The sequence below is a fragment of the Pseudonocardia xinjiangensis genome (assembly GCF_050948425.1).
Lineage (GTDB): Bacteria > Actinomycetota > Actinomycetes > Mycobacteriales > Pseudonocardiaceae > Pseudonocardia > Pseudonocardia xinjiangensis.
Genome location: NZ_CP192009.1, coordinates 3,458,371 through 3,482,034, shown reverse-complemented (window position 1 = coordinate 3,482,034; position 23,664 = coordinate 3,458,371). Strand labels below are relative to the sequence as shown.

Here is a 23,664-nt window from a genome sequence, read left to right as displayed (position 1 = left end):
AGTCCGCAGCCACGCACAATGTCCATTTCGTGCTTTTCCCAGGAATGGCGGCGGGCGACCGGGGGGTCCGCCCGCGGCCATCGGCGACGAGGAGTTGACGTGGGTGGGAACGGGCTGTCGGCGGGGATGTCGTACGCGCGGGGCGAGCAGGACGATCCGCTCCGCGAGCTGACCGTCGGCGCAGCGCTCGACCTGGCGGCCGCCGACTGGGGACCGCGAACCGCACTCGTCGAGTTCGGCCCGGACACCGCCGGGCGCCGATGGACGTTCGACCAGCTGCGGCAGGAGGCGCGCCAGGTGGCCCGCGCGATGCTGGAGCGCTTCCGTCCGGGCGAGCACGTCGCCGTGTGGGCGGCGAACCGCCCGGAGTGGGTGCTGCTGGAGATGGGCGCCGCGTACGCGGGCCTCACCCTCGTGACGGTCAACCCGGCCTACCAGGTGGGCGAGCTGGGGCACGTGCTCGGCCAGTCCCGCTGCGACGGGATGTTCGTGCAGGACACCTACCGCGGCCGCGACCTGCTGCCGGTCGTCGAGGAGGCCCGCCCGGGGCTCCCCGCGCTGCGTGAGGTCGTCGCCCTCTCGGGCTGGGACGAGTTCCTGGCGTCCGGCGACGGGGCAAGGGACCTGCCGTCCGTGGACCCCGGCGACATCGCCCAGATCCAGTACACCTCCGGCACCACGGGCACCCCCAAGGGCGCCCAGCTCACCCACCGGGGCCTGGTCAACGTCGGCCGGTACTACGCCGTGGTGAACGGCGCAGGCCCCGACGACGTCTGGGTCAACCCGATGCCGATGTTCCACACCGCGGGCTGCGGGCTCGCGACGCTCGGGGCAATGCAGACCGGCGGCATGCACGTCCTCCCACCGGGTTTCGACGCGGGGGTCATGCTGGACGCCTTCGCGGCCGAGCGCGGCACGATCCTGCTCAGCGTGCCGACGATGCTGATCCGGATGCTCGACGAGCAGTCGGCGCGGCCGCGGGACCTGTCGAGCTGGCGGTTGTCGACCCTCGGCGGCGCACCGGTCCCGCCGGAGCTGGTGCGCCGGGCGGAGCGGGAGCTGGATGTCGCCGTGACCATCGGCTTCGGCCAGACCGAGGCCTCGCCCTACATCACCCACACGCTGCCCCACGACCCGAACCCGGACTGGATCACCACGGTGGGGCGCCCGCTGCCCCATTGCGAGGTCCGCATCAGCGATCCGGCGAGTGGTGCGCCGGTGGCGCTCGGTACCGTCGGTGAGGTCTGCGCGCGCGGGTACGGGGTCATGAGGGGCTACTTCGACGCCCCGGAGGCCACTGCCGCCGCCCTGGACGCCGACGGCTGGCTGCACACCGGCGATCTCGGCAGCATGGACGGTCTCGGCTACCTCCGCATCGAGGGCCGACTGAAGGACATGATCATCCGCGGCGGGGAGAACATCTACCCGCGGGAGATCGAGGATCTCCTGTTCACCCATCCGCAGGTCGCCGACGTGTCGGTGGTAGGCCTCCCCGACCCGGAGATGGGCGAGACGGTGGCCGCCTTCGTGCGCCCCACCCCGGGTTCGGACCCGAGTGCCGACGAGCTGGCGGCGTTCTGCCGGCGCAGCCTCGCCGCGTACAAGACACCGCGGGTGTGGCGGTTCCTGGAGACCTTCCCGCAGACCTCGTCCGGCAAGATCCAGAAGTTCGTGCTCCGGGAGCGCTACCTGGCGGACCTGGCGGTCGACCAGCACTGATCCGTCGCGCCGGAGGCGCCGCAGCGGCGACACCTCATGGGATGAGGTTATGACCCTGCCGGCCCGGGTCGCGGATCTCGGGGCCTTCGACCTGCTCATCTCGGTGGCCGAGACGGGCAGCATCGGCCAGGCCGCCCGCCGGCACGGGATCTCCCAGCCCGCGGTGAGCGCACGCCTGCGGGCACTGGAGGCCACACTCGGGGTGACGCTGCTCGAACGCTCACCACGCGGCGCGCGGCTCACCCCGGCGGGCTCGCTGGTGGTCGACTGGGCCCGCCCCGCGATCGACGCCGCACACGCCCTGGACGCCGGACTCGCCGCGCTCCGGGTGCAGAGGGAGTCCCGGCTGAGCGTCACGGCGAGCCTGACCGTCGCGGAGTACCTGCTGCCCGGCTGGCTGGCCGCGTTCCGGGCGCAGCACCCCGCCACCAGTGTCCGGCTCACCTCCCACAACCAAGCTGACACGGCCGCGGACGTCCGCAGCGGCGCCGCCGACGTCGGGTTCGTGGAGGGCCCGGACACTCCCCCCGGGCTCGACGCATCGACCGTCGCCCACGACCAGCTCGTCCTGGTGGTCGGCACCGGCCATCCGTGGGCACGGCGCCGCGCGGCCGGCCCGCGACCTCGTCCGCACCGCGGCCCACCACGCGTCCCGGCCGTCCGCCACCGGGTGGCGGAGGCCGCCCGCCGCCACCGTCTCCTGACGGGCATGATCGGGAGGAGCGGCCGGCGGACCCGCCGGTACCGGCTCGACGGAACGGGGGACTGCGGTGCCATTGACGTCCTACGGCGTGGTGGCGGGACGGGTGGTGGACACGCGCCGGGAAGGCTCGTCGGACTCCCCGCACTACCAGATCCACCTCGTCGACGATGCGGGAACGCACTACCGGGCGGCGGTGAACGTGGAGTCCGCGCAGGCGCCCTCCGAGCTGCGCTATCTCGTCGTGGACGACTTCCGCCACCCGGTCACCGCCGCGCTGCCGGCGCCCGGGTCGGGCTGGACGGCACTGCCGTCGGGTCCCGGCGGGGCGAACCTCGACTACATCCGCGGCAACCTGTTCGACCCGGCGGCCATGCGGCTGCTGCCCCCGGATGTCACCGGCCCGGACAATGACCTCGCCGACCTGCTGGACCACTACGTCCTGCGCGCCCGCGCCGACGCGCAGGCCGCGGCGTACGTGTTCGGGGAACGCTGGGGCCCGGAGGGCACAGCCGACCAGGTGTTCGGGTTCCGGCCCGGCAACGGCGTGCACGACGTCCACATGAACCAGGGCAACAGCGGGTCGTTCGTGCGCGACGACGGGGTGTGGCAGGACGGGGGGCTGCTCCTGCACCTCGGCGCGGAGGTCCGGGGGGCGGAGTCCCGGTGGGTGGCGATCTTCCTGGCCTTCCAGAGCCAGGCGTGGCACACCGACGACACCACCGGCCACACCCTCCCGGGCACCGAACCCCGCCCCACGGTCGGGGGCGCCGCGGCCCGGATCGTCGCCGCGCTGGTGAACCCGGTGGGTCCCGCACCGGAGGCGGAGACCGTCACCCTGATCAACGCCTCCCCCTCCCCCGTCGACCTCACCGGTTGGCGGCTCGCCGACCGGTCGCAGCGGACCTGTCCGGTGCCCGCGGGGACGCTCGCCGCCGGATCCACCCTCGTGGTCCCGACCACCGACGGGGTCACCCTGGGCAACGGCGGCGGCACGATCACCCTGCTCGACGCGCAGGGCCTGAAGGTGGACGGGGTGTCCTACACCGCGGAGCAGGCCGGTGACGAGGGCTGGACCCTCGTCTTCTGACCGTCACTGCTCGCCGGGCTGCCGCGCCGGTTGCGCGACTGCCCCGGCGCCGTCGCGGAACCGGCCCGGGCGGAACGGGGTGAGCAACGCCGACTCCTCGCCGAACACCTCGTCCGCGACGAGCCGCCGCAGCAGCGGCGCGAGGGTGATCCCGCTGTGGGTGGCCACCACGTAGAACCAGGCGTCGGGGTCGGAGAAGCCCGCGACCGTCAGCCCGTCGGCCGGCAGCACCCGCTGCCCGATCCGCAGGGCCGCCATCGGCACGCCCGCGGTGGCGGGCAGCACCTCCGCCAGCCGGACGAGCAGCTCGGCGGCGACAGCGCCGTCGACAGGCCGGCCCGGATCTGCCCGCGCGTCGAGATCCAGCCCCTGGAGCAGCAGCCGGCCACCGCCCTCGGGGCGAACGCCCAGGCGCGACCCGGTGAGCACCCGCGACAGCCGGACCGCCACCGGCTCGGTGGTGGCCAGGAAGCCCACGGCCGCCGAGCCCGCCCTGTTCGCGTCGACCAGCGGCACGTCGATCCCGGCCCACCGGGCCACGCCGCTCGTCCGCCGTCCGCTGCAGCTCACGACGACGTCGGCCGGGTGACGGACGCCGTCGACGGAGGTGACCACCGCACCTGCCCCCGCGCGGTCGACACCGACGACCGCGCTGCCGGCGCGCACCTGGACGCCGCGGTCCCTGGCCTCGCCCAGCAGCCGGGCCAGCAGCACCAGGGGCAGCGCGTGCCCCTCCTCCGGGAAGAACGCGTAGTCGGCGTCGTCGCCGGGCACCGCCAGGTCCGGTTCCAGCTCCTGGGCCTGCCTCGCGGTCAGCCACCGCGCCGGATAGTCCCGGCCGTGCAACCGCTCCATCCGCGCGGCGAGCGCCGAGCGATGCCGGTCGGTGACCGCCCACTCGAGGTTCCCCGTGGGAAAGAACCAGGGTGCCCGCTCCCCGGCGAACGCGTGGTGCGCGCGCACCCCGGCATGGTTGAGCGCGTGGTAGTGCTCCGGCTCCTTGTTGGCCGAGTTCACCCACGCGAAGGACGTGCCCGTGGTGCCCGCTCCGGGCCGGACAGCCTCCAGCACGGTGACCTCGGCCCCCCGCTCAGCCAGTCCCACGGCCACGGCCGCCCCCACCACACCGGCCCCGATCACCACGACCCGCACGTCACTCCCCCGCAGCCGCCCCGTCCTCAGGCCACCTGCATACCGCGCCCGGTCACCGGTCGGCGAGGGCCCCGGCCGCCTCGACCACGATCCCGGCCTCCTGCTCGATGGCTGCGGCCAGCACGTCCAGGTCGCCGATCACCCCGCGGTCGGCGCAGAGACCGAAGCACAGCCGGTCGCCGACCGAGACGACCGCGGCACGCAGCGCGTGACGCTCCCCCACCTCCGCGATGGAGTGGATCGCCTCGACGTCCACGCCGAGCACGCTGACATGCTGCCTCGGGCCGGGCACGTTGGAGACGTTGAGCGCGAACGCGCGGGGGGCGGCCTGCAGGTCGGAGCACCAGCGCTGCAGCCGCGGCGAGGCCCGGCCCAGCCGGTCGAGCAGCTCGGCCATCTCCTGCGCGTCGTGGCGCGACTTGCGCAACGCCGTCTCGCGGCGGACCGCGACGAGCCGGGCGACCGGATCCGGCTCGTCCAGCGGCAGGCTCACGCAGAAGTAGGAGTCGCGGTTGCCGGTCGGCTCGCGCTCGTTGTGGAGGCTGACGGGCACCCGCACGCGGACCGGATGGAGGGGACCGTGCCGGTGCACGATCCAGGTGCGCAGCGCCCCCGCCATCACGGCCAGCACCGCGTCGTTCACCGTGGCGCCGGCCAGTGTCCGGGCCGACGCGCGCAGCCTGCCGAGCGCGGTCATCGCGAACGCGACGGCGCGGTCGGGCCCGATCGGCAGGTCGAACGGTGAGCGGCGGGTGCTGGGCAGGAACTCGCGTTCGAGGAAGCCCGCCAGGTGGTGGCGGCGCCGGGCGTCGTCGGCGGCTTGCGTGCGGGCCGCGGGCGGCGCGGGCCGGGCGCCGGGCGGCCCGCCGGCGCGGCTGTCCCACAGGACGGTGCGCGCCAGCCGCATGGCCGTGGTCCCGTCGGCCAGCGCGTGGTGCAGCCGCCAGACCAGTGCCGTGCCGCCCCCGGCCAGTGGGCCGAGCAGATCCATCCGCCACAGCGGCCTGCGCCGGTCCAGGTGCTGCTCGAACAGGCGGGCCACCTCGTTGCCCAGCGCGACGTCGTCGAGCTCCGCGGTCGAACGGGCTTCCGCGATGTGGTCCCGGACGTCGAACGCCGGGTCGACGTGCCACTCCGGCCGGTCCGGCGGCCCGCCCAGCCGCCAGGTCAGCCGGGGCGCGCCGGCCAGCCGACGACCGACGGCGGCCCGCAGCCCGGCGGCCGTGGCCTCTCCCGGCCCGAGCCGGATGACCTTGCACGTGTGGCCCACTACGGTGGGGCCCTCCAGCGCGAGGATCGCCCGGTCCTCGGCCGTCAGCGGCACCGTCATCCGCACACTGTGCCCCCCGGACACCCCGTGAGCACTGTGGAGCCCTGCTGCTGATCGAGGACCGTCCGGATGTGCACATCGGAGCCGAGGTGCGAGGAGGACGACCGGAGATCAGTTTGCCCGTAGGATGGCGGGGTGATTTGTCCCAAGTGTCGGAACGTCATGCATACCGTCGACCGGCGAGGCGTGCACATCGAGCAGTGCCAGGGCTGTCGGGGGATCTTCCTCGACCGCGGGGAGCTCGAGCAGATCGCCAACGCCGAGCAGAGCTACTACGGCCCGCCGGGAGCGCCGGCAGGCCGCTTCTCCGACTCCCCACCGCCCTACGGGCGCCGCGGGCATGACGACCACGGGTACGACCCGCGGCACCAGGGCGGCCACTACCGCGACTCGCCGCCGCCGTACGGCGGCCACAAGGGCGGTCACCAGGGTGGCCACAAGCGCCGCAAGGGCTTCCTCGAGGAGCTGTTCGACTGATCGGCGAGCCCGTCCCTGTGGACCTGCAGATCTGTGTCGGCTGCGGCGACCGGTTCGACCGGCCGGTGGTCGCGCCCGACGGGCCGGTCCTGGTGTGCGCCCGCTGCGGTCATCGGCAGCCGTTCCGGCGGCTGCCGATGTTCGCCCTCACCGGTCCCAGCGGAGCGGGGAAGTCCACGATCGCGCGGCTGCTCACCCCGGCGCTCGGCGACGTGGCCGTCGTGGTCGAGCAGGACGTCCTGTGGACGGGCGGCCTGCAGGACCCTGCTGACGACTTCCGGGCGTTCCGCTCCACCTGGCTGCGGATGGCCGCGATGATCCACCAGAGTGGACGGCCGGTGGTGCTGGTCGGCACGGTCGTCCCCGTCCAGCTCGAACGCCTGCCCGAGCGCGTGTTCGTCGGCGACATCCACTACCTCGCGCTGGTGGGTGCGCCGGAGGTGCTGCGCTCCCGGCTGCGGGACCGGCCGGCGTGGCGCGGCTGGGACGAGGAGCGCATCGCCGAGACCCTCGAGTTCAACGACTGGTTGCGCAGCAACGGTCCCACTCTGGAGCCACCCGTCGACCTGCTCGACACCACCACGCTCCCCTACGAGGACACGGTCCAGACGGTCGTGGACTGGGTGCGGAAGGGCTGCGGCGATCTGGGCCCGCCCTAGCCTCGCGCCACGGAGCTCAGGACGTCCAGCACCCTGTCGGCTCCGTCCTCGGTCGCGATCGCCGCGGCCACCTCACGGGCCCGTCCGGCGAACGACTCCTCGGTCGTGACCTTGCGCAGGGAGTCGGCGAGCGCGCCTGCCTCGAGGCGGTGGAACGGCAGCGCGCCCGGGCTCACCCCGAGCCGGACGAGCCGCTGCGCCCAGAACGGCTGGTCCGCCGTCAGCGGGGTCGGGACGGCGGGCACCCCGGCGCGCAGCCCGGCCGCCGTGGTTCCGGCACCGCCGTGGTGGACGACGGCGGCCATCTGCGGGAAGAGCCAGTCGTGGGGTGTGTCGCCGATGACGAGGACGTCGTCACCCGCTCCGGTGAGCCCGCCCCAGCCCTGCTGGAGCACCACCCGCAGGCCCGCGCGCCGCGCGGCCGTCAGGACCAGCCGGCCGAGCCGTTCGGTATCGCGGGGCGCCATGCTGCCGAGGCTGACGAACACCGGCGGCGGTCCGGCGGCGAGGAAGTCCACGAGGCGCGGCTCCGGTTCCCAGCCCGGTGACCGTTGCGGCCACCAGTAGCCGACGACGCGGCGATAGGGGGGCCAGTCCGCGGGAGTCCGGAGCACGGTGGGGCTGATCCCGTAGAACACCGGCCAGCGCTGCTCGTCGAGCCGGCGGAAGAAAGCGCCGGAGGTGGTCGGACGAAGGCCGAGACGGGCCCGCAGGTCGTTCACCGCACCGCGGAACGGCAGCATGCCCGCGGCGCGCACCGTGCGAGCGGCCGCGCGGTTGCCCCACCGGCCGAGCGACCGGGTGGTGACCGTCCACGGTGGGAACTCGCCGGTGGGATCCAGCGGTTGCAGGTACACCCCCGCGCTCGGGATGCCCTTCCCTTCGGCGACGTGCTGCCCGAGGAAGCCCATGGCCGAGAGCATCAGGAAGTCCGCGCCCTCCGTCGCGGCCTCCGTCGCCTCGGCCATCGCCCCCCAGTGCCGCGCGTACATCCGCGCGAAACGGGCCATTGCGAGAGGCGACGCCCGGAGCACCTGCTGCCCCTGCGCCGAGCCGAGCTCGTCACGGACGTCCATCGGCAGCGGACGGAAGCCCAACCCGCGCTCCCGGACCATTGCCTCGAACGGCGCGTGCGCGGCGATCGCCACCTCGTGACCGGCGGTCTGCAGCCGCGTTCCGAGTCCGGTGTAGGGAGCGACATCACCCCACGTCCCCACCGCGACGATCACGATCCGCATCCGCGGATTCTGCCTCTGCCGCCCTGTCAGGAGAAGCCCAGCCGCGCGAGGGGCTCCACCAGCTCCCGTTCCTCGTACGACAGGTGCGACAGCAGGGTGTCGGTCAGCAGGTCGACGGCGGCGCGCAGCTCCTTCACCCCGTCCGGCCCGCTCACGAACGAGACGAGTGCGCGGTCGACTCCCTCGAGGACACCGTGGATGACCTGGTGCTCCTCCGCGAGCCGGTCGATCACCGGTTCGAGCCGGCGGTCGGCGCGCCGCAGGTGCGGGAACAGGCTCCGGTCCTCCAGCGTGTGGTGCACGGTGACGATCCGGCAGTACGACTCGCAGTACGTGCCGAGGGTCCAGTTGTTCTGGCGCATCGTCATGGTGTTGATGTGGGACCGCGCGGTGCCGGGATCCATGGTTCCGGCCGTCACCTGGTCCAGGAGGTCGTGCACCTGCCGCAGCTCGGCGCGCAGACCGTCGTGCACCTCGATCAGGTGCCGGCCCGCGGCCTGCTCGTGGGCCGTGTAGGTCCGGTCCGGATCGGGCGCGGGGCCGGTGGGGCGGGCCGACTCGTCCCAGACCCGGACGTCACTGCGGCGGGTGCCGTCGTCCGGAGTGGGGACGGCCCCCAGCCCCGAGGTCTGCACCCTGGTGCGCGGCGAGGCCACGACGGACGTCCGGGGCCGTTCCGCTCCGGTGTCGCCGGACTGTTCCGCGGCGACGGCGGGCCCGGACGGCGACGGGCGCCCGCGCTCGGCGCCGACGAGCTCCCGCACGGCGGGGGCCACCTCGGCGGCGAACCGCTGGATGACCTCGGGGTCGTCGCCCATGACGATGTAGGCGCTCATCCCGTGGGTCAGGGTCAGCTCCGCGAGCTGCTCGGCCCATACCGGCGCCGGCCCCTGCAGGAAGCCGGTGCCGCTGCCGGTGAAGTCACCGCCGATGTTGTAGAGCCGCCGGACGTCGGACGGCGAGCGTCCGGCGGCCACCGCGGCCTCGTCGATCGCCGCGTTCGCCGCGGGGAGGGCGTCCGGAGCGAGATAGGGGCTGCTCGGCAGCCAGCCGTCCGCCAGCCGGCCGGTCAGTGCGAGCATCCGCTCCTTGTAGGCCCCGAGCCAGATGCCCACGTCGTGCGCGGGCGCGGGACCGGGGTGAGCGCCCCACACCCGGTGGTGGGTCCCGTCCACCCGCACCGCGCCGCCGTCCACCGACCACATCGCCCGGATGATCTCGATGCCCTCCGCGAGGGCCCCGATGCTCTCCCCCGGGGTCAGCCGCGCGCCGCCGATCGCGGCGATCGCGTCCCGGAATGCGCCTGCGCCGAGCCCGAGCTCGACGCGGCCCCCGCTGAGGAGATCCAGCGAGGCCACGCTGCGCGCGAGCACTGCGGGCGGCCGCAACGGCAGGTTCGCCACGTTCGGCGCCACGCGCAGCGTCGTCGTGCTCGCGGCGATCACCGACAGCAGGGTCCATGTGTCCAGGAACCTGGCCTGGTACGGATGGTCCTGCACCGTCACCAGGTCGAGGCCGGCCTGCTCGGTGAGCCGGGCGAGCCCGACGACCCGGTCGGCCTGCTCGGCGGTGGGTGTCAGGAACGTGCCGAACAGCAGGTCGTGGCCATAGTCGGCCATGGGGTCGCCTCGACTCTCCCGGGACGTGTCGTCACCGCGTCAGGTAGCTGGCTTACGAACAGATGATATGCCACCAAGACGAGTGGTGTAGCAGACGATTGCGCCCGGGAGCGCCGAGCCGGGATCAGCTGCTCGGCTGCAGCACGAACTGGTACTCGGCGGTCAGGAACGGAACCGCGGACTCTCCGCCGTCCGGGGTCGGGCCGGGCTCGTGCTTCGTGAAGGCGACGACGAGCTCCTGCTTCGTGCCGAACACCACGTCGCTGTCGAGGTACGGCGCACCCTCCTGGAACAGGTGCGTGATCAGGGGCTCGTAGCCGGGGACGTTGATGAGGAAGTGGACGTGCGCCGGGCGGAAGTGGCTGATGTCGGTGCGGGAGATCAGGTCACCCACCGGCCCGTCCATGGGGATGGCGTAGCCCAGCGGCGCGATGGTGCGCACGCAGTACGAGCCGTCCTCACGCGTGGTGTACTTCGCCCGCAGCCGCGCCTCGTCGACCTCGAGCTGCGCCTCGTAGGCGCCCTCGGTGTCGGCCTGCCACACGTCGAGCACGGCGTCGCCCACCGGCTTGCCGTCGAGGTCGCGGACGGTGCCGTGCACGTACAACGGCGTGCCCGGGATGCCCTCCGACATGTCGGCGCCGTACTCCAGCTCAGGGGACCCCTCGATGTGGAACGGGCCCAGCACGGTGGCGGGGGTGGCGGCCTCGTCGAAGTGGTGGTTCATCTGGACCACCAGCATCGACAGCCCCAGCACGTCGGAGGCGAGGATGAACTCCTCGCGCTTCTCGTCGCTGATCTGCCCGGTGCGGGTGAGCCACTGGATCGCGGCCATCCACTCGGCCTCGGTGAGCCGCACCTCGCGGGCGAAGTCGTGCAGGTGCCGGACCAGTGCGGTCATGATCTCGGCCGTACGCGGGTCGTGCGCGGTGCCCCAGCGCGTCGCGGCGAGCTCGGTGATGTTGTCCTCGGTGACCAGCTGCATGTCAGCGTCCCTCCTGGATCTCGCTGCGCAGGAGCGCGGCTGCGCCCGCCATTGCGCGCATCTTGCCTGCGGCGGAGTCCCGCGGCAGGTACTTCATCCCGCAGTCCGGGGCGATCACGAGCTGCTCCGGCGGCAGGTGGCGGAACGCCCCGCGGACGCGGCCGGCCACGACCTCCGGGGTCTCCACGTCGGGGGTCGACAGGTCGATCACCCCGAGGATGACGGTCTTGTCGGCGAGGTCGGCCAGCACGCCGAGGTCGAGCCCTGACTGCGCCGTCTCGATCGAGACCTGCCGCACCGGGGAACCGGCCAGCTCGGGCAGGAACGAGTACCCCTCCGGGCGCTCGTGGATGATCGCGGCGTAGCCGAAGCAGATGTGCACCGCGGTGGTGCCGGTGACGCCGTCGAGCGCAGCGTTCAGCGCGGCGAGGCCGTAGGCGCGGGCGGCGTCCGGGCGGGCCTGCATGTAGGGCTCGTCGATCTGCACGACGTCGGCGCCCGCCGCGAACAGGTCCTTGATCTCCGCGTTGACGGCGGCGGCGTAGCCCATCGCGGCCGACTCCAGGTCGGGGTAGTGGTCGTTCTGCGCCTGCTGGCTCATCGTGAACGGCCCGGGCACCGTGATCTTCACCGGCCGGTCCGTGTTGGCCCGGAGGAACTCCAGGTCGCGCACCTGCACGGGGTGGGGCCGGTGGATCGGCCCGGTGATCCGCGGCACGGGGTTGGGGTGCCCGCTGCGGTCCAGCGCCGTGCCCGGGTTGTCGACGTCCACGCCGTCCAGCGCCGTGGCGAAGTGGTTGGAGTAGCTCTCCCGGCGGATCTCCCCGTCGGTCAGCAGGTCGAGCCCCGCCCGCTCCTGCGCCCTGATGGCGAGCTCGGTGGCGTCGTCCTGGGCCTGGGCGAGCAGCGCGGGCTCCACCCGCCACAGCTCCTTCGCCCGTACCCGCGGCGGGAACCGGCCGGCGAGCTTGGCCCGGTCGATCAGCCAGTCCGGCTGGGCGTAGCTGCCGACCAGCGATGTCGGGAGCAGTGGCAGAGCGGTCACGGGGCCTCCGGGGCTCGGTGTCAGTGGTTCTCGGTGCCGACCGTCTCGGGTCGGCGGTCTCAGGGGGTCAGGACGATCCGGCCACTCGCCCGGCCCTGCGCCTGCCGGGCCCACGCCGACGGAGCATCGGCGAGCGGCACCAGCTCGTGCACCACGGTGAGCCTGCCCTCGACGGCCTCGGTGACGACGCGGGTGAGCGCGGCGGCCCGTTGCTGCGCGGTCAGCTCGTTGTTGGTGTAGCCGAGCACGTCCACCAGTCTGCTCCGCAATGTGGAGGAGTCGATGGGTGACGTCTCACTCGCCGAGCTGCCGAGGTTGACCAGCCGGCCCCCGGTCCGCAGGGTGCGCAGCGCCGCGGCGGCAGGGATGCCGAACAGCGGGTCGAGCACGAGGTCGAGCGGGCCGTCGCAGGCCGCGCGCATGCGCTCGGCCAGGCTCTCGACGGTGTCGTCGGCGGCCAGCGCGACGACGGCGTCCGCGCCGAGGCCCAGCGCCTGCTCACGCGCCTGCTCCGAGCGGGCCGCCGCCACGACCCGACGGGCACCGGCCGCGCGGGCCAGCTGCACACCGGCCTGCCCCACCACACCACCGGCGCCGAGGACGAGCACCTGCTCACCCGCCGCCAGCCGGCCCCGCCACGTCAGCGCCATCCACGCCGCGACGGCGGACAGCCCCAGCCCGGCCACCAGCCCGGGGTCGGCCCCGGCCGGCAGCGCCACGACGTCGGACTCGGCGACGGGGGCGAGTGCGCGCATGCTCCCGTCGCCGGGGCGCATCCCGGCCGAGGTGGCGAACCACACGGTCGTACCCGCGGGGACCGTGGCGCTCCCCTGCTCCACGACACCGACGCCCTGCACCCCGGGCACGTACGGGGTCTGCGGACGGCCGAAGTACGAGGTGCCCGACGCGCAGAGCAGGTCGAGCGGCGTGATCGGGGCCGCCCGCACGGCCACCAGCAGCTCGCCGGCAGCGGGCGCGGGGACGTCCCGGTCGACCACCCGGGGCGGTTCGCCGGGCGTCTCGACGACGGCGGCGCGCGACCCGCTCACGGCGTCCCGTCCGTCCACGGGTCGGGGGCGACGGAACGGTTGTTCAGGTCCACCGACAGGAAGATGTCGTTGGCCACCGGGTGCCGCAGCTCCTCCGCGAGCTGCCCGATCAACCCGGCGGTGCGCGCGAGCAGCGCGAACCCGCGCAGCAGCGGCAGCGGCAGCCCGAGATCGGCCAGCGCCGCACCGCAGACACCGGCGCCGTTGAGCGGCAGCGTCCGGCCGAGCACCTGGGGATGCACCCGCCCGATGGCCTCGAAGAGCGCCAGGTGCGGTCCGAACTGCCCCTCCTCGCGGGCGATCTGCATCAGCCGCGGCGTGCGCGGGTCGCCCTCCTTGTGCACGTGGTGCCCGAGGCCGGGGACGAACCGCTTCGCCGCCCGCTGGGCCCGCACGGTCTCCAGTGCGAGGGCGTCCCAGCCGGCGGCGTCGTCGACGGCGGGGAGCTGCTCCTCCCCGGCGAGCACGTCGTGCAGGAACCGGCCGGTGTCCTCGGTGACCCCGAGGAACCGCGACCCGCCACCGAGCAGTCCGGCGGCGAGCGCGCCCTGGATCGAGTCGGGAGCCGACAGGTACGTCAGCCGCGTGACGATCGCCGTCGGGGTGAAGCCGTGGTCGGCCAGCGCCGCGAGCACCGCCTCGAACACGCGCACCTGGCCGGGGGTCGGGCGCTCCTGCGTGGCCAGCCAGAACGCCAGCTCGCCGAACCCGACCTCGCCCATGACGTCGGCGGCGAGGTCCGTGCCCAGCAGCCTGATCGTGGTCGGGTCCGACGCGCCCAGCGCCGTCGGGTAACTCGGCGGCTCAGCCACGGGCGTCCTCCTGTGCAACGTCGGTCGGGACCGGGCCGGAATGCGGGGCCGAGAGCCACGCGCGCAGCTGCGTGCCGTGCTCGTCCAGACCGGGGGGCGGCAGCTCGTAGCGGGCGGGCGTGGCCGAGAACCGGATCGGGTGCCGGGTGGTGGGCACCGCGCGCTCGCCCTCCCCGGCCTGCACCACCGGATCCAGGCCGAACCGCTCGGCCATCGCGAAGCCGCCGTCGATCGTCTGGATCGGCCCGCAGGGCACCCCGACCGCCACCAGCGCGTCGAACCACTCCGTGGCCGTGCGCTGCGCGAGCCGCTCGACCAGGATCGGGCGCAGCTCCTCGCGGTTGGCGGTGCGGTCGGCGTTGTGGGCGAACCGCGGGTCGTCCGGCACCTCGGGGATCCCGAGCACCTCGCACAGCTTGCGGAACTGCCGGTCGTTGGGCGCGGCCACGATGAGGTCGTCGTCGGCGGTCGGCAGCGGCTCGTACGGGAAGACGCTCGGATGGGCGTTGCCCATGCGGAAGGGCACCACACCGCCCGCCGCGAACGCCGAACTGTGGTTGACCAGGCCGGTGAGCGCCGAGGAGAGCAGGTTGACCTCCACGTGCTGCCCCTGCCCGGTGGCGTCGCGGTGGCGCAGCGCGGCGAGGATCCCGATCACCGCGTGGTTGCCCGCCATCACGTCGAAGACCGAGATCCCGGCCCGGTACGGCGGACCGTCCGGGTCGCCGGTGAGGCTCATCAGTCCGGAGATGGCCTGCACCATGAGGTCGTAACCGGGGACGTGAGCGCCCTTCCCGGAGCCGAACCCGCTGATCGAGGCGTAGACGACCCCGGGGTTCGCCGCGCTGACGGACGCGAAGTCGAGCCCGAACTTCGCGAGGCCGCCCGGCTTGAAGTTCTCGATCACGACGTCGGCGCGGCGGGCCAGCTCCTGGGCCAGTGCGGCGTCACCCTCGTCGCGCAGGTCGAGCGCCACCGACCGCTTCCCGCGGTTCACGCCGAGGTAGTAGGTGGACACGCCCTCCCGCACCGGCGGGGTCCATGTGCGGGTCTCGTCGCCCTCCGGTCCCTCGACCTTGACGACCTCCGCGCCCATGTCGGCCAGCAGCATCGTGGCGTACGGGCCGGCGAGCACCCGCGAGAAGTCGGCGACGAGCACCCCGGCCAGCGGTCCGGCCGCGCCTGCGCCCTGCGGCGCACCGTTTGACATCGAATCGGCCTCCTGTCCGTCATGCGGACATCTGTCCGTCGTGCTCCCGATCCTTGCAGCCGCACGAGGTGAGTCAAGGGCCGGCACCCCGGCGGTGACCCAGGACGCAGCCCCGGGACGCCGCGAGTCAGGACGCGGCGGGCCGGACCAGGTGCGGCACCGTGTCGAGCCGGGCGAAGTCGGCGCTGATCTCCCCGGCGGTCTGCAGCAGCAGCGGCAGGTGCACGTCGAGCAGGTGGTCGACCGGGGTCTCGGCCGCGTGGGTGTTGACGTTGATGCTCGCCACCACCGCGCCCGTCCCGTCGCGCACGGGCGCGGCCACCGACCGGATACCCAGCGCGAGCTGCTCGTCGGTGAGCGCCCACCCCCTGGCCCGCACCTCACGCAGCTCCGCGTCGCGCTGCTCGCGGTCGGGCCGCCACCGTGGCGTGAGCCCCGAGCGCGTGGGCTGCTCGAGCACGCGCTCCAGCTCCTCGGTCGGCAGCGCGGCGAGCAGCACCTTGCCCAGCGACGTCACCAGCGCCGGGAACCGGGTGCCGATCTGCACCGACAGCCCCACGATCTTCGGCACCGCGACCCGCGCGACGTAGACGATGTCCGACCCGTCCAGCTGCGCGATGGAGCTCGACTCGTTGGTGCGCTCCACCAGCCGTTCCATGTGCGGACGCGCGACGTCCCACAGACTGGTCGACCGGACGTAGGCGACGCCCAGCTCCAGCACGCGCGGGGTGAGGGCGAACCCCCCGTCGCCCGCGCGGACGTAGCCCAGCTCCTCCAGCGTCAGCAGGATCCGCCGGGCCGTGGGACGGGCGAGGCCGGTGGCCGTGGCCACGTCCGTCAGCGACATCGCCGGCCGGGCCGGCCGGAAGGCGGCGATCACCTCCAGACCCCGTGCGAGCGCCTCGATGAAATCGGGTCCGGTGCCAGACCGGGGCATGTGCGCTCCTCCGCTCGACGCGACGAGGCTCCAGCGTAACGGGTGTCCGGCCTCCGGACAGAACGGCGCGCGCCCCGGCCGACTCTCGGCGATCCGCGCTCCGTTGACAGCCCAGACCGGCCTGGGCGAGAGTGGCTGGATATCATCTGCCGCCAAGCGGACGTTCGTCCGCTGGTCCGAAGGAGTGACTGCATGAGCGAGCCGCAGGATGCCGGCGCCCGCCGGCCGGTGGTACTGCGCGGTGGGCTCGTGCTCACCCTCGACGACGCGCGCCGGGTGCTCCCCGGCGCCGACGTACTGGTCGTCGACGACCGGATCGCCGCCGTCGGGCCCGACCTGGACGTGCCCGAGGGCACCACCGAGATCGACGCGCGCGGCGGGATCGTCATGCCGGGCATGATCGACACCCACCGGCACATGTGGCAGACCGCGATGCGCGGCTACGGGGCCGACTGGACCCTCACCCAGTACTTCGTCTGGTACTACCTCGAGTCCGGGAAGCACTTCCGGCCGCAGGACGTCCGCGCGGGCAACCTGCTCGCCGCGGTCGAGGCGATCGACGCCGGCGTCACCACCACCGTCGACTGGTCACACGGGCTGCAGACCACCGGCCACGCCGAGGCTGCGGTGGACGCCCTCCGGGCGGTGCCGGGCCGGTTCGTCCTCGCCTACGGCAACATCCAGCAGGCGCCGTGGGAGTGGGCCACGTCCGCCGACTTCCAGGCCTTCGCGCGGCGGCAGATCGACGCCGCCGACGACCTACTCGGATTCCAGATCGCGTTCGACGTCACCGGCGACCCGGCGTTCCCCGAGAAGGCCGCGTACGAGGCGGCCCGCGACCTCGGCGTCCCCGTCACCACCCACGCCGGCGTGTGGGGCGCCACCAACGACGACGGGATCCGGCTCGCCCACGAGGCGGGCTTCCTCGACGAGTCGAGCGTCTTCGTGCACGCCGCCACGCTCTCGGCCGACTCCTACCACCGCATCGCCGCCACCGGCGGGTCCGTGTCGGTCTCCACGGAGAGCGAGCAGAGCGCCGGTCAGGGCTATCCCCCCACCTGGGCCCTGCGCGCACACGACATCCCGGTGTCGCTGTCGATGGACACCAGCGTCTGGTGGAGCGGCGACCTGTTCTCGGCGATGCGCACCACCCTGGGAGCCGACCGCTCCCGGGAGCACTTCGAGGCCCACGCCAAGGGCGAGACCGTCACGCACGTGTCGCTGCGCGCGCAGCAGGTGGTGGAGTGGGCCACCCGCGGGGGTGCCCGCGCACTGGGCCGCGACCGCGACCTCGGCAGCCTCGAGACCGGCAAGAAGGCCGACATCGTGCTGCTCAAGAACGACCACTCCCCCGTGTCCTTCCCGCTCCTGAACCCCTACGGGCACGTCGCGTTCCAGGCCCAGCGGGGCGACGTGCACACCGTGCTGGTGGACGGGCGCGTGGTGAAGCGCGACCACCGGCTCGTCGGGATCGACCTGGCGGGGGTGCAGCGCGAGGTGGAGGCCACCGTGGAGCACCTGCGGTCGGCGCTGGGCGAGGAGGCCTGGGAGAAGGGCATGAACCCCGACGTCCCCGAGACGAGCATCCTCGACAACCCCTACACCTACACCGGGTACCGCAGCGCGAGCACGCACGGCCGCTGACGCGGAGACCGGACGGGACGCCCCGTCCCGATCATCCGGTTGCCGGTGCCACCTCGTAGCCTCCCCGATCATGGAGCTGCTGCGGATGGCCTGCTGTGGCTCGTCCTGGGTCGGGGTGGAGCGGGCACACTGCTGCAGGCGCACCAGGGGATGCGGGCACGTCTTCGACACCGCCCAGCTGTGGGACGCCCACCGGGCCGACTCGGGCTGTGTCGACCCGCGTTCCCTCGACCTCGTGCAGACCAAGAACGGCATCTGGCTCAGCGCCGACGGCGGTTGAGCCGCACGTGCTCACCGGGCTGCCGACCGCCGGCAGCCCGGGGAGCACGAGGTCAGTGCGCTGCCACCACGGGCGCCCCGGCTCCCTCGACCGCCTTGCGGCCGAAGAAGAACGAGCCGGCCACCGCGAAGACGGACAGCACGGCGGCGACGACGAAAGCGGTGTGCACGCCTCCCGCGGTCTGCTCGACCAGGGACGCACCCTGGCCGGCGAGGTCGGCCGCGCGCACGCTGAGCACGCTCACGAGCAGCGCGACCCCGGCTGCGCCTGCGAGCTGCTGGGTGGTGCCGAAGATGGCACTCCCGTAGGAGTACAGGTGCGGCGCCACGGCGCCCAGCCCCGCGGTGAACAGCGGGGTGAGGGCGAAGGCCAGCCCGATGCTGAGCAGCAGGTGGAAGCCCAGCACCAGCGCCACCGGGGTGCTGACGCCGAACATGGTGGTGGACCAGAGAGCCGCGCTGGTGGCGACGGTGCCGGGGACGAGGAGCGCCCGGGCGCCGAAGCGGTCGTACAGCCTGCCCACGATCGGCCCGAGCAGGCCCATCAGCAGGCCGCCCGGCAGCAGCAACAGGCCCGTGTCCAGCGGCGTGAGCATCAGGACGCTCTGCAGGTAGATGGGCAGCAGGATGATGGCGCCGAGCAGCGTGGCCATCATCAGCATCATCATCACGGTGGCGATGGTGAACGTGCGCGACCGAAACGTGCGCAGGTCGAGCAGCGCGCGGTCGGTGCGCTGGAGCACGATCTGGCGGGCGACGAAGGCCGCCAGCCCGGCGATGCCGATGGCGAACGAGATCCAGACGAAGACCTCCGACGTGCCTCCTGCCGACTCACCGATCGTGCTCAGCCCGTAGACCAGACCGCCGAAGCCCAGAGCCGAGAGCACGATCGAGGGCACGTCGATCGGGGTGTGGCTCGGCTCGCCGATGTCGACCATCCGGCGCAGTCCCAGCACCAGCGCGACGAGCGCGATCGGGAGCACGAGCCAGAACATGAAACGCCAGCCGAGGACGCTGAGCACGAGCCCGGAAACGGTGGGGCCGACCGCGGGCGCGACCGAGATGACGATCGAGATGTTGCCCATCAGCGCACCCCTGCGGGCGGGGGGCACGAGCGTCATCACCGTGGTCATCAGCAGGGGGAGCATGATCGCGGTGCCACCGGCCTGGACCACGCGTCCGACGAGCAGGACCGCGAAGCCCGGCGCCAGCGCGGCGATGAGCGTGCCCGCGCTGAACAGGGACATCGCGATCCCGTAGAGCAGTCGAGTGGGCACCCGGCGGATGAGGAAACCGGTGACCGGAATGACCACGGACATCGTGAGGAGGAACCCTGCGGTGAGCCACTGGCCCACGCTGGCCTCCACCTGAAGATCGGTGAGGAGGACCGGCAGGGCGACGCTCATGATCGTCTCGTTGAGGATCACGACGAACGTCGAGACGAGCAGAACGCCGATCACCGTGCGATCGCGCGAGGACAGCTTCCCCGGCACGTCGGGCGGCGGCGCCGTGGAGTCGAGCAGGTCTGAGGGGTTGGTCACGGTATTCCTTCTGAGGAGCGGGACGGCGCATGATCCGGGCGATCTGCCCGGATCATCTGGTTCCAATCTACGAGGTAGGACCGACAGAACGCGCCGAGTTCATCGCTCGCCCACGGCGAAACCGATTCGCGCGGCCAGCGCTGCGCGCTGCGCCCGGGACCGGACATCGGGACCAACCTGCCTGGTTCCGTCATGATCGCCTCTGAGAATGCCGCGGCGGAGCGGGGATCCGCCAGGGTGAAGCGGTGTGATCCCGGCGTCCACCGGACGCCGTAACGGGCCCCGACCGGCGTCCGTCGCGCGACCACGCGGCGCCGGACTCGATCATTGCGAGATCCGCGTTTCGGCCGTGTTTCGGTCGCGTAAAGGGCGAACTCCCGGATCTCGCGGCGACATCTGTGGTCGGGCCTCGCGAGCACGCCCGGCGGGACCCCCCAGGTCCCCCGCCGGACGCCCCGGCTGTGCGAGCTCGCCGCACCTATCCTTGTTAACTACAATGGTTGCGAAAATCAAGGGATGAGCGGTAGTACCCTGTTGCCCCCGATCACGTAGGCCCGGGGAGGACTCATCAGCACGCCACCGCCGAAGACCGATCCGTCGCCACCAGAGGCAGCCGGCTTCCCGGGTCCGAGCCAGATCAGCTACCTCCTGGCGAGGGCGGGCGGCCAGGTGGTGCGGCACCTGAACCGCGAGCTGCAGCCCCACGGGCTCCGCAGCCGCCACTACTCGGTACTCGTCCTCGCCGCCGTGTCCGTCGGCCGGACCCAACGGGAGCTCAGCATTATGCTCGGGATCGACCCGAGCGGCATCGTGGCGATCGTCGACGACCTCGAGCGCGAGGGCCTCGTGCGCCGGGAGGCGAGCGTCGGGGACCGGCGCACCCGGCTCGTCGTGACGACCGATGCCGGGCGCAGGCGCCTGGCCGAGGCCGAGCCGGCTGCCCGCAGGCTCGACGAGACCCTCCTCGTCGCTCTCGACGACTCCGAACGCGAGGTGCTGCGCAGGCTCCTGCTGCGCCTCGTCGTCGACTGAGCCCCCCGCCCGAGCGCCCGCACCACCTCACGGGGCGGCGCCGGGCGCGGTGCAGGATGTGCGGGGAGCGCCTCCTGATGATCGGACGGTGCGGTGGCGTAGAGGAGGCGTATCCGCGTGTCGCAGCGCTGGGCGGTGGTCATCGCCACGCTCGCGATCTTCGGCTGGGCCGCCGTGTCGGTCGGGATGCTGCTGCGCCGGCCCGGCTCCTCGCTGGGCACCCGCACCAGGATCGCCGCCGCGTCGGTGACGGCCGCTGTCGGGATCGGGGCGCTCGTGGCGGCCTGGACACTCACCGGTACCCCCGCGGCCTTCCTCGCCGCCGGCCCGCCGCCTCCGCCGCGCGCTCCCGCCACCCCACCGTGGGCCGCAGCGCCCGCGACACCGACGGCGGCCGCGGGATCCACGGCGGCAGAGCCCACCGGCCCGGCCCGGACCGAATCGCCGGCTGCGGCGTCTGCCCCGTCCGACCGGACACGGGAACGGGACCGCCCTGCCTCCGCCGTGGCACCGGCACCCGCCCCTCCCGAAGCCGCCGTCACCACCCCACCGGCCGCCCCGCCCCGGCCACGCGCCGCGGCACCCGGCCCGGTCCCGGGCCCGGTGCGGTCCGGTCTCGGGTCGCCGCGGCCACCGGCGAGCACCGCCGAGCCGACGGCGGACGCTGCACCGCCGCCGCGCCCGCCGCGGACGGCCCCGACCAGCCGGCCGGCCCCGCCGCACTGGAACTGGAACCCGCCCCGCCCGCTGCCACCGCGCCCGACGGTCCCGCGCCCGACCACCTCGCGCCCGGCCCCGCCGACGAGCACCGCAACTCCCCGCCCGACCCCACCGGCGAGCACCTCAACCCCCCGCCCGACCCCACCCCCGAGCACGGCAACCCCGCGCCCCACCCCACCACCGAACACGGCAACCCCCGGCCCGACCGCGTCTGCGCCGACACGCCCGACCCCCACGACCCGCCCGCCCCACCCGTCACCTCCCACCCCGACACCCTGACCGCCGGCATCTGGGAGCCGTACTGCTGTTGCGAGGCACCTCCCCACAGCGGTACGGCTCCCAAATGACGAGGGGCGGGCGTGGGGCCTTCAGTGCTGCTCCCGCTTCGGGGCGGAGTCCGGGCTCGGGGCAGGGGCCGGGGTGGTGTTCGGGGTCGGGCTGCCGCCCATGGCGTTCAGCGTGAGCCAAGCCGCGGCGGCGGCCAGCACCGCTCCCGGTACGGCGTCGTGGGAGCCGGTGCCGACGAGGATGGTGGCGAACAGGACCGGGGCGAACAGCAGCCGCGTCGTGGCCACCATCCCGGCGGCCGCGCCGACCGCCACCGCGATCGTGGGCGACTGGCCGAGCAGGATCGCGGGGACCATGGCCACGCCGATGCCGAGGAAGATCGACGGGAAGATGGGGCCGCCGCGGAAGCCGCAGCCCAGGCAGACGGCGTAGGCGAGCGCCTTGGCCACCAGGAGGACCACCAGAGTCCACACGGAGGTCTGGGCGTCCAGGTTGGGCAGCGCGGACTGCCCCGAGAACAGCAGGTCCTGCGAGTCCCCGCCGAGCGCTCGCACCGCCAGCGCGAGCGCACCCACGCACAGGGCACCCGCGAACAGGGGGACCGCGATCCGGCCCCGCGACTGCACCTCCACCGCCGTCGCCAGGCGCCGTGCCGCCCCGATCACGACGGCGACCACCACACCGACGGCCACGGCGACGGCGAGATCCAGCACCGTCGTCTCCGGGTACGGGGGCAGGTCGGGCACGGTCAGCGCCGTGGTCCCCAGACCACCCCAGTCCCCCAGGCCGACGAAGACGAGGTAGCCGACCGCGGCCGCGACCAGCCCGGGCAGCAGGGCCGGGATGAGCGCCGCACCCATCCCGACACCACCCTCGACGAGGAGGAAGCTCGCGACGAGCGGGCCCCCGAAGAGCGCCGAGACGGCCGAGAACGCGCCCGCGGTGGTGAGCAGCCCTGCCTGTTTGGCGTCCAGGCGGCCGAGCCTGGCCACCACCGCGCCGACGGCGCAGCCCAGGGCGATCAGCGGCGCCTCCGGGCCGAGCACGGCACCGAAGACGAGGGTGCCGAAGGCGGCGACCGCGACGCCGGGGATCTCGCGGAGTGGCAGGGACGCCGTGCTCATCCCCGCGAGCGGCTTGTGGCCACCGTCGCCGGGCAGCAGCTTCCGGCCCGCGGCCACGATCGCGGCGCCCACCAGCGGCAGGCCCAGCACGAGGTACCACGGCGGCGTCGACTGTCCGAGCGCGGCGGGGACGCCGTGCCACAACCAGCGCTGGACGGTGGTGACCAGCGCCAGGAACGACGCCGCGAGCAGCGCAGCCGGCGCGCCGATGACCGCTCCGAACAGGACGAGTCGCAGGTAGGCCCGAGTACCGGCGGCCGGCGCGTTCGTCGTCATCGTCGCGCCTCTCCTCGTCGGGCCGCTGCTCGGGCACCCACCCTCTTCGACCTCCCGCCGCCGCGGCATCGTCCGCGGCGGGTGAGCCGACCGGTCAGGGGCGGCCCGCGGACGGCACCGGACGCGCGGAGACGACGGTGAGCCCCAGTGCCCGCAGCTGTGCCACGACGCCGTGCAGGTGGGACTCGTCGATCACCGGGCCGGAGATGACCGTTTGCGCGGGGAGCTCCTCGATCCGCATGTCGCAGAAGGCGTCCCTGGCCGCGTCCGGGAGCGCGCCGTCCACCCGGAACTCGTAGACCGTCGGCATCGCGCGGGCACCCGGGCTCAGCCGGTGCTTGCGGTGCGGGATCGACGGGTCGGGGTGCCGCCCCTCGTGCGCTCGACGTCCGGCACGTCTGCTCCCTCCGCGACACGGGCTCGACCGGGCGGTGGTGATCCCTGATGTCGATCCGGTCGATTCCGCAGTGTCGTTCCCGGGGGAATCCGGAGCACCACCCGGCGCGGGTGACTCCCGGTCCTCCGGTTCCTCCGGCGTCACCACCGGCCCGATCAGGGGCGTCGAACCGACCCGACGGGTGTCTTTCTGCCGATCTTCACCGCGCCGGGCTCGGTGGTTCCCGGTTCGCCGGAACGCCGTTTTCGGTCCGATCTGCGTAATGGCCTCACTCCATCGGCGGCACGCCGGTACCGGCAGTAGGCGGTGTGCTTCCGTAATTCGCTACTCCCACGGCCACA

General features: G+C 73.6%; 21 protein-coding genes and 1 pseudogene. 9 read left to right on the top strand and 13 right to left on the bottom strand.

All coding sequences use genetic code 11. The features are described 5' to 3' along the window. The first annotated feature begins 99 nt into the window (after positions 1-99). From ACQPZA_RS16370 to ACQPZA_RS16360, 3 genes and pseudogenes are all read left to right on the top strand, one after another. Complete coding sequence (locus ACQPZA_RS16370; protein WP_433281969.1) at positions 100-1,719, top strand: AMP-binding protein; 1,620 nt, start codon at positions 100-102, stop codon at positions 1,717-1,719. 49 nt (positions 1,720-1,768) lie between these two features. Then, positions 1,769-2,269 (top strand): annotated as a pseudogene (locus tag ACQPZA_RS16365) (LysR family transcriptional regulator); the annotation flags it as partial. Between the two features lie 220 nt (positions 2,270-2,489). Continuing rightward, the gene (locus ACQPZA_RS16360) at positions 2,490-3,509 is read left to right on the top strand and encodes a DUF2278 family protein (RefSeq protein ID WP_433281967.1); all 1,020 of its coding nucleotides are present in this window, start codon (positions 2,490-2,492) and stop codon (positions 3,507-3,509) included. A 3-nt stretch (positions 3,510-3,512) separates the two neighbouring features. Here ACQPZA_RS16360 and ACQPZA_RS16355 read toward each other — a convergent pair whose 3' ends face one another. Both ACQPZA_RS16355 and ACQPZA_RS16350 read right to left on the bottom strand, forming a co-directional pair. Then, complete coding sequence (locus ACQPZA_RS16355) at positions 3,513-4,661, bottom strand: NAD(P)/FAD-dependent oxidoreductase (protein WP_433281965.1); 1,149 nt, start codon at positions 4,659-4,661, stop codon at positions 3,513-3,515. Positions 4,662-4,713: 52 nt separating this feature from the next. Further along, positions 4,714-5,991 (bottom strand): wax ester/triacylglycerol synthase domain-containing protein, encoded by a 1,278-nt coding sequence (locus ACQPZA_RS16350; RefSeq protein WP_433281964.1) that lies wholly within the window; start codon positions 5,989-5,991, stop codon positions 4,714-4,716. Between the two features lie 135 nt (positions 5,992-6,126). Between ACQPZA_RS16350 and ACQPZA_RS16345 the strand changes: the two genes are divergently transcribed. Together ACQPZA_RS16345 and ACQPZA_RS16340 are read left to right on the top strand one after the other, a co-directional pair. Continuing rightward, the gene (locus ACQPZA_RS16345; protein ID WP_169398663.1) at positions 6,127-6,468 is read left to right on the top strand and encodes a zf-TFIIB domain-containing protein; all 342 of its coding nucleotides are present in this window, start codon (positions 6,127-6,129) and stop codon (positions 6,466-6,468) included. 17 nt (positions 6,469-6,485) lie between these two features. Further along, positions 6,486-7,127: an AAA family ATPase gene (locus ACQPZA_RS16340; protein WP_433281962.1), complete on the top strand. Its 642-nt coding sequence runs from the start codon at positions 6,486-6,488 to the stop codon at positions 7,125-7,127. On the opposite strand, the gene ACQPZA_RS16335 is transcribed toward ACQPZA_RS16340, so the two are convergent. The 8 genes from ACQPZA_RS16335 to ACQPZA_RS16300 all read right to left on the bottom strand — a co-directional run bounded on the left by ACQPZA_RS16335 (position 7,124) and on the right by ACQPZA_RS16300 (position 16,022). Then, positions 7,124-8,365 carry a glycosyltransferase gene (locus ACQPZA_RS16335; protein WP_433281961.1) on the bottom strand — a complete coding sequence of 414 codons (1,242 nt, stop codon included), beginning with the start codon at positions 8,363-8,365 and terminating at the stop codon, positions 7,124-7,126. The genes ACQPZA_RS16340 and ACQPZA_RS16335 overlap by 4 nt on opposite strands. Positions 8,366-8,391: 26 nt before the next feature. Beyond that, the gene (locus ACQPZA_RS16330; RefSeq protein ID WP_433281959.1) at positions 8,392-9,984 is read right to left on the bottom strand and encodes an LLM class flavin-dependent oxidoreductase; all 1,593 of its coding nucleotides are present in this window, start codon (positions 9,982-9,984) and stop codon (positions 8,392-8,394) included. Between the two features lie 124 nt (positions 9,985-10,108). Next, a complete protein-coding gene (locus tag ACQPZA_RS16325) occupies positions 10,109-10,969 on the bottom strand; it encodes a dioxygenase (protein ID WP_169398666.1) in 861 nt (286 codons plus the stop codon). 1 nt (position 10,970) lies between these two features. Beyond that, entirely contained in the window at positions 10,971-12,014 is a 1,044-nt protein-coding gene (locus tag ACQPZA_RS16320) for a uroporphyrinogen decarboxylase family protein (protein ID WP_169398667.1), read from the bottom strand. Between the two features lie 59 nt (positions 12,015-12,073). Further along, positions 12,074-13,063 carry a zinc-binding dehydrogenase gene (locus tag ACQPZA_RS16315; protein WP_433281957.1) on the bottom strand — a complete coding sequence of 330 codons (990 nt, stop codon included), beginning with the start codon at positions 13,061-13,063 and terminating at the stop codon, positions 12,074-12,076. Next, positions 13,060-13,875: a citryl-CoA lyase gene (locus tag ACQPZA_RS16310; RefSeq protein WP_433281955.1), complete on the bottom strand. Its 816-nt coding sequence runs from the start codon at positions 13,873-13,875 to the stop codon at positions 13,060-13,062. The genes ACQPZA_RS16315 and ACQPZA_RS16310 overlap by 4 nt, the downstream gene beginning before the upstream one ends. Then, entirely contained in the window at positions 13,868-15,085 is a 1,218-nt protein-coding gene (locus ACQPZA_RS16305) for a CaiB/BaiF CoA transferase family protein (RefSeq protein ID WP_433281953.1), read from the bottom strand. Before ACQPZA_RS16305 ends, ACQPZA_RS16310 begins: the two co-directional genes overlap by 8 nt. 127 nt (positions 15,086-15,212) lie before the next feature. Continuing rightward, positions 15,213-16,022, bottom strand: a complete 810-nt coding sequence (locus ACQPZA_RS16300) for an IclR family transcriptional regulator domain-containing protein (protein ID WP_433281951.1) — start codon at positions 16,020-16,022, stop codon at positions 15,213-15,215. Between the two features lie 192 nt (positions 16,023-16,214). Here ACQPZA_RS16300 and ACQPZA_RS16295 point away from each other — a divergent pair, with 192 nt between their 5' ends. Then, on the top strand, positions 16,215-17,666 hold the full coding sequence (locus ACQPZA_RS16295; RefSeq protein ID WP_433281949.1) for an amidohydrolase family protein: 1,452 nt from the start codon (positions 16,215-16,217) through the stop codon (positions 17,664-17,666). Positions 17,667-17,736: 70 nt separating this feature from the next. Next, a complete protein-coding gene (locus tag ACQPZA_RS16290) occupies positions 17,737-17,946 on the top strand; it encodes an FDXHR family putative zinc-binding protein (protein ID WP_169398672.1) in 210 nt (69 codons plus the stop codon). A 52-nt stretch (positions 17,947-17,998) separates the two neighbouring features. Here the strand turns inward: ACQPZA_RS16290 and ACQPZA_RS16285 are convergent, their stop codons facing one another. Beyond that, entirely contained in the window at positions 17,999-19,486 is a 1,488-nt protein-coding gene (locus tag ACQPZA_RS16285; protein WP_169398673.1) for a DHA2 family efflux MFS transporter permease subunit, read from the bottom strand. 669 nt (positions 19,487-20,155) lie between these two features. Here ACQPZA_RS16285 and ACQPZA_RS16280 point away from each other — a divergent pair. Continuing rightward, positions 20,156-20,518, top strand: a complete 363-nt coding sequence (locus tag ACQPZA_RS16280; protein ID WP_433281947.1) for a MarR family winged helix-turn-helix transcriptional regulator — start codon at positions 20,156-20,158, stop codon at positions 20,516-20,518. Between the two features lie 362 nt (positions 20,519-20,880). Beyond that, the gene (locus ACQPZA_RS16275; RefSeq protein WP_433281945.1) at positions 20,881-21,585 is read left to right on the top strand and encodes a hypothetical protein; all 705 of its coding nucleotides are present in this window, start codon (positions 20,881-20,883) and stop codon (positions 21,583-21,585) included. 21 nt (positions 21,586-21,606) lie between these two features. On the opposite strand, the gene ACQPZA_RS16270 is transcribed toward ACQPZA_RS16275, so the two are convergent. Together ACQPZA_RS16270 and ACQPZA_RS16265 are read right to left on the bottom strand one after the other, a co-directional pair. Beyond that, the gene (locus tag ACQPZA_RS16270; protein ID WP_433281943.1) at positions 21,607-22,926 is read right to left on the bottom strand and encodes a chloride channel protein; all 1,320 of its coding nucleotides are present in this window, start codon (positions 22,924-22,926) and stop codon (positions 21,607-21,609) included. 94 nt (positions 22,927-23,020) lie between these two features. Next, positions 23,021-23,236 (bottom strand): hypothetical protein, encoded by a 216-nt coding sequence (locus tag ACQPZA_RS16265; RefSeq protein WP_433281941.1) that lies wholly within the window; start codon positions 23,234-23,236, stop codon positions 23,021-23,023. Positions 23,237-23,664 lie beyond the last annotated feature (428 nt).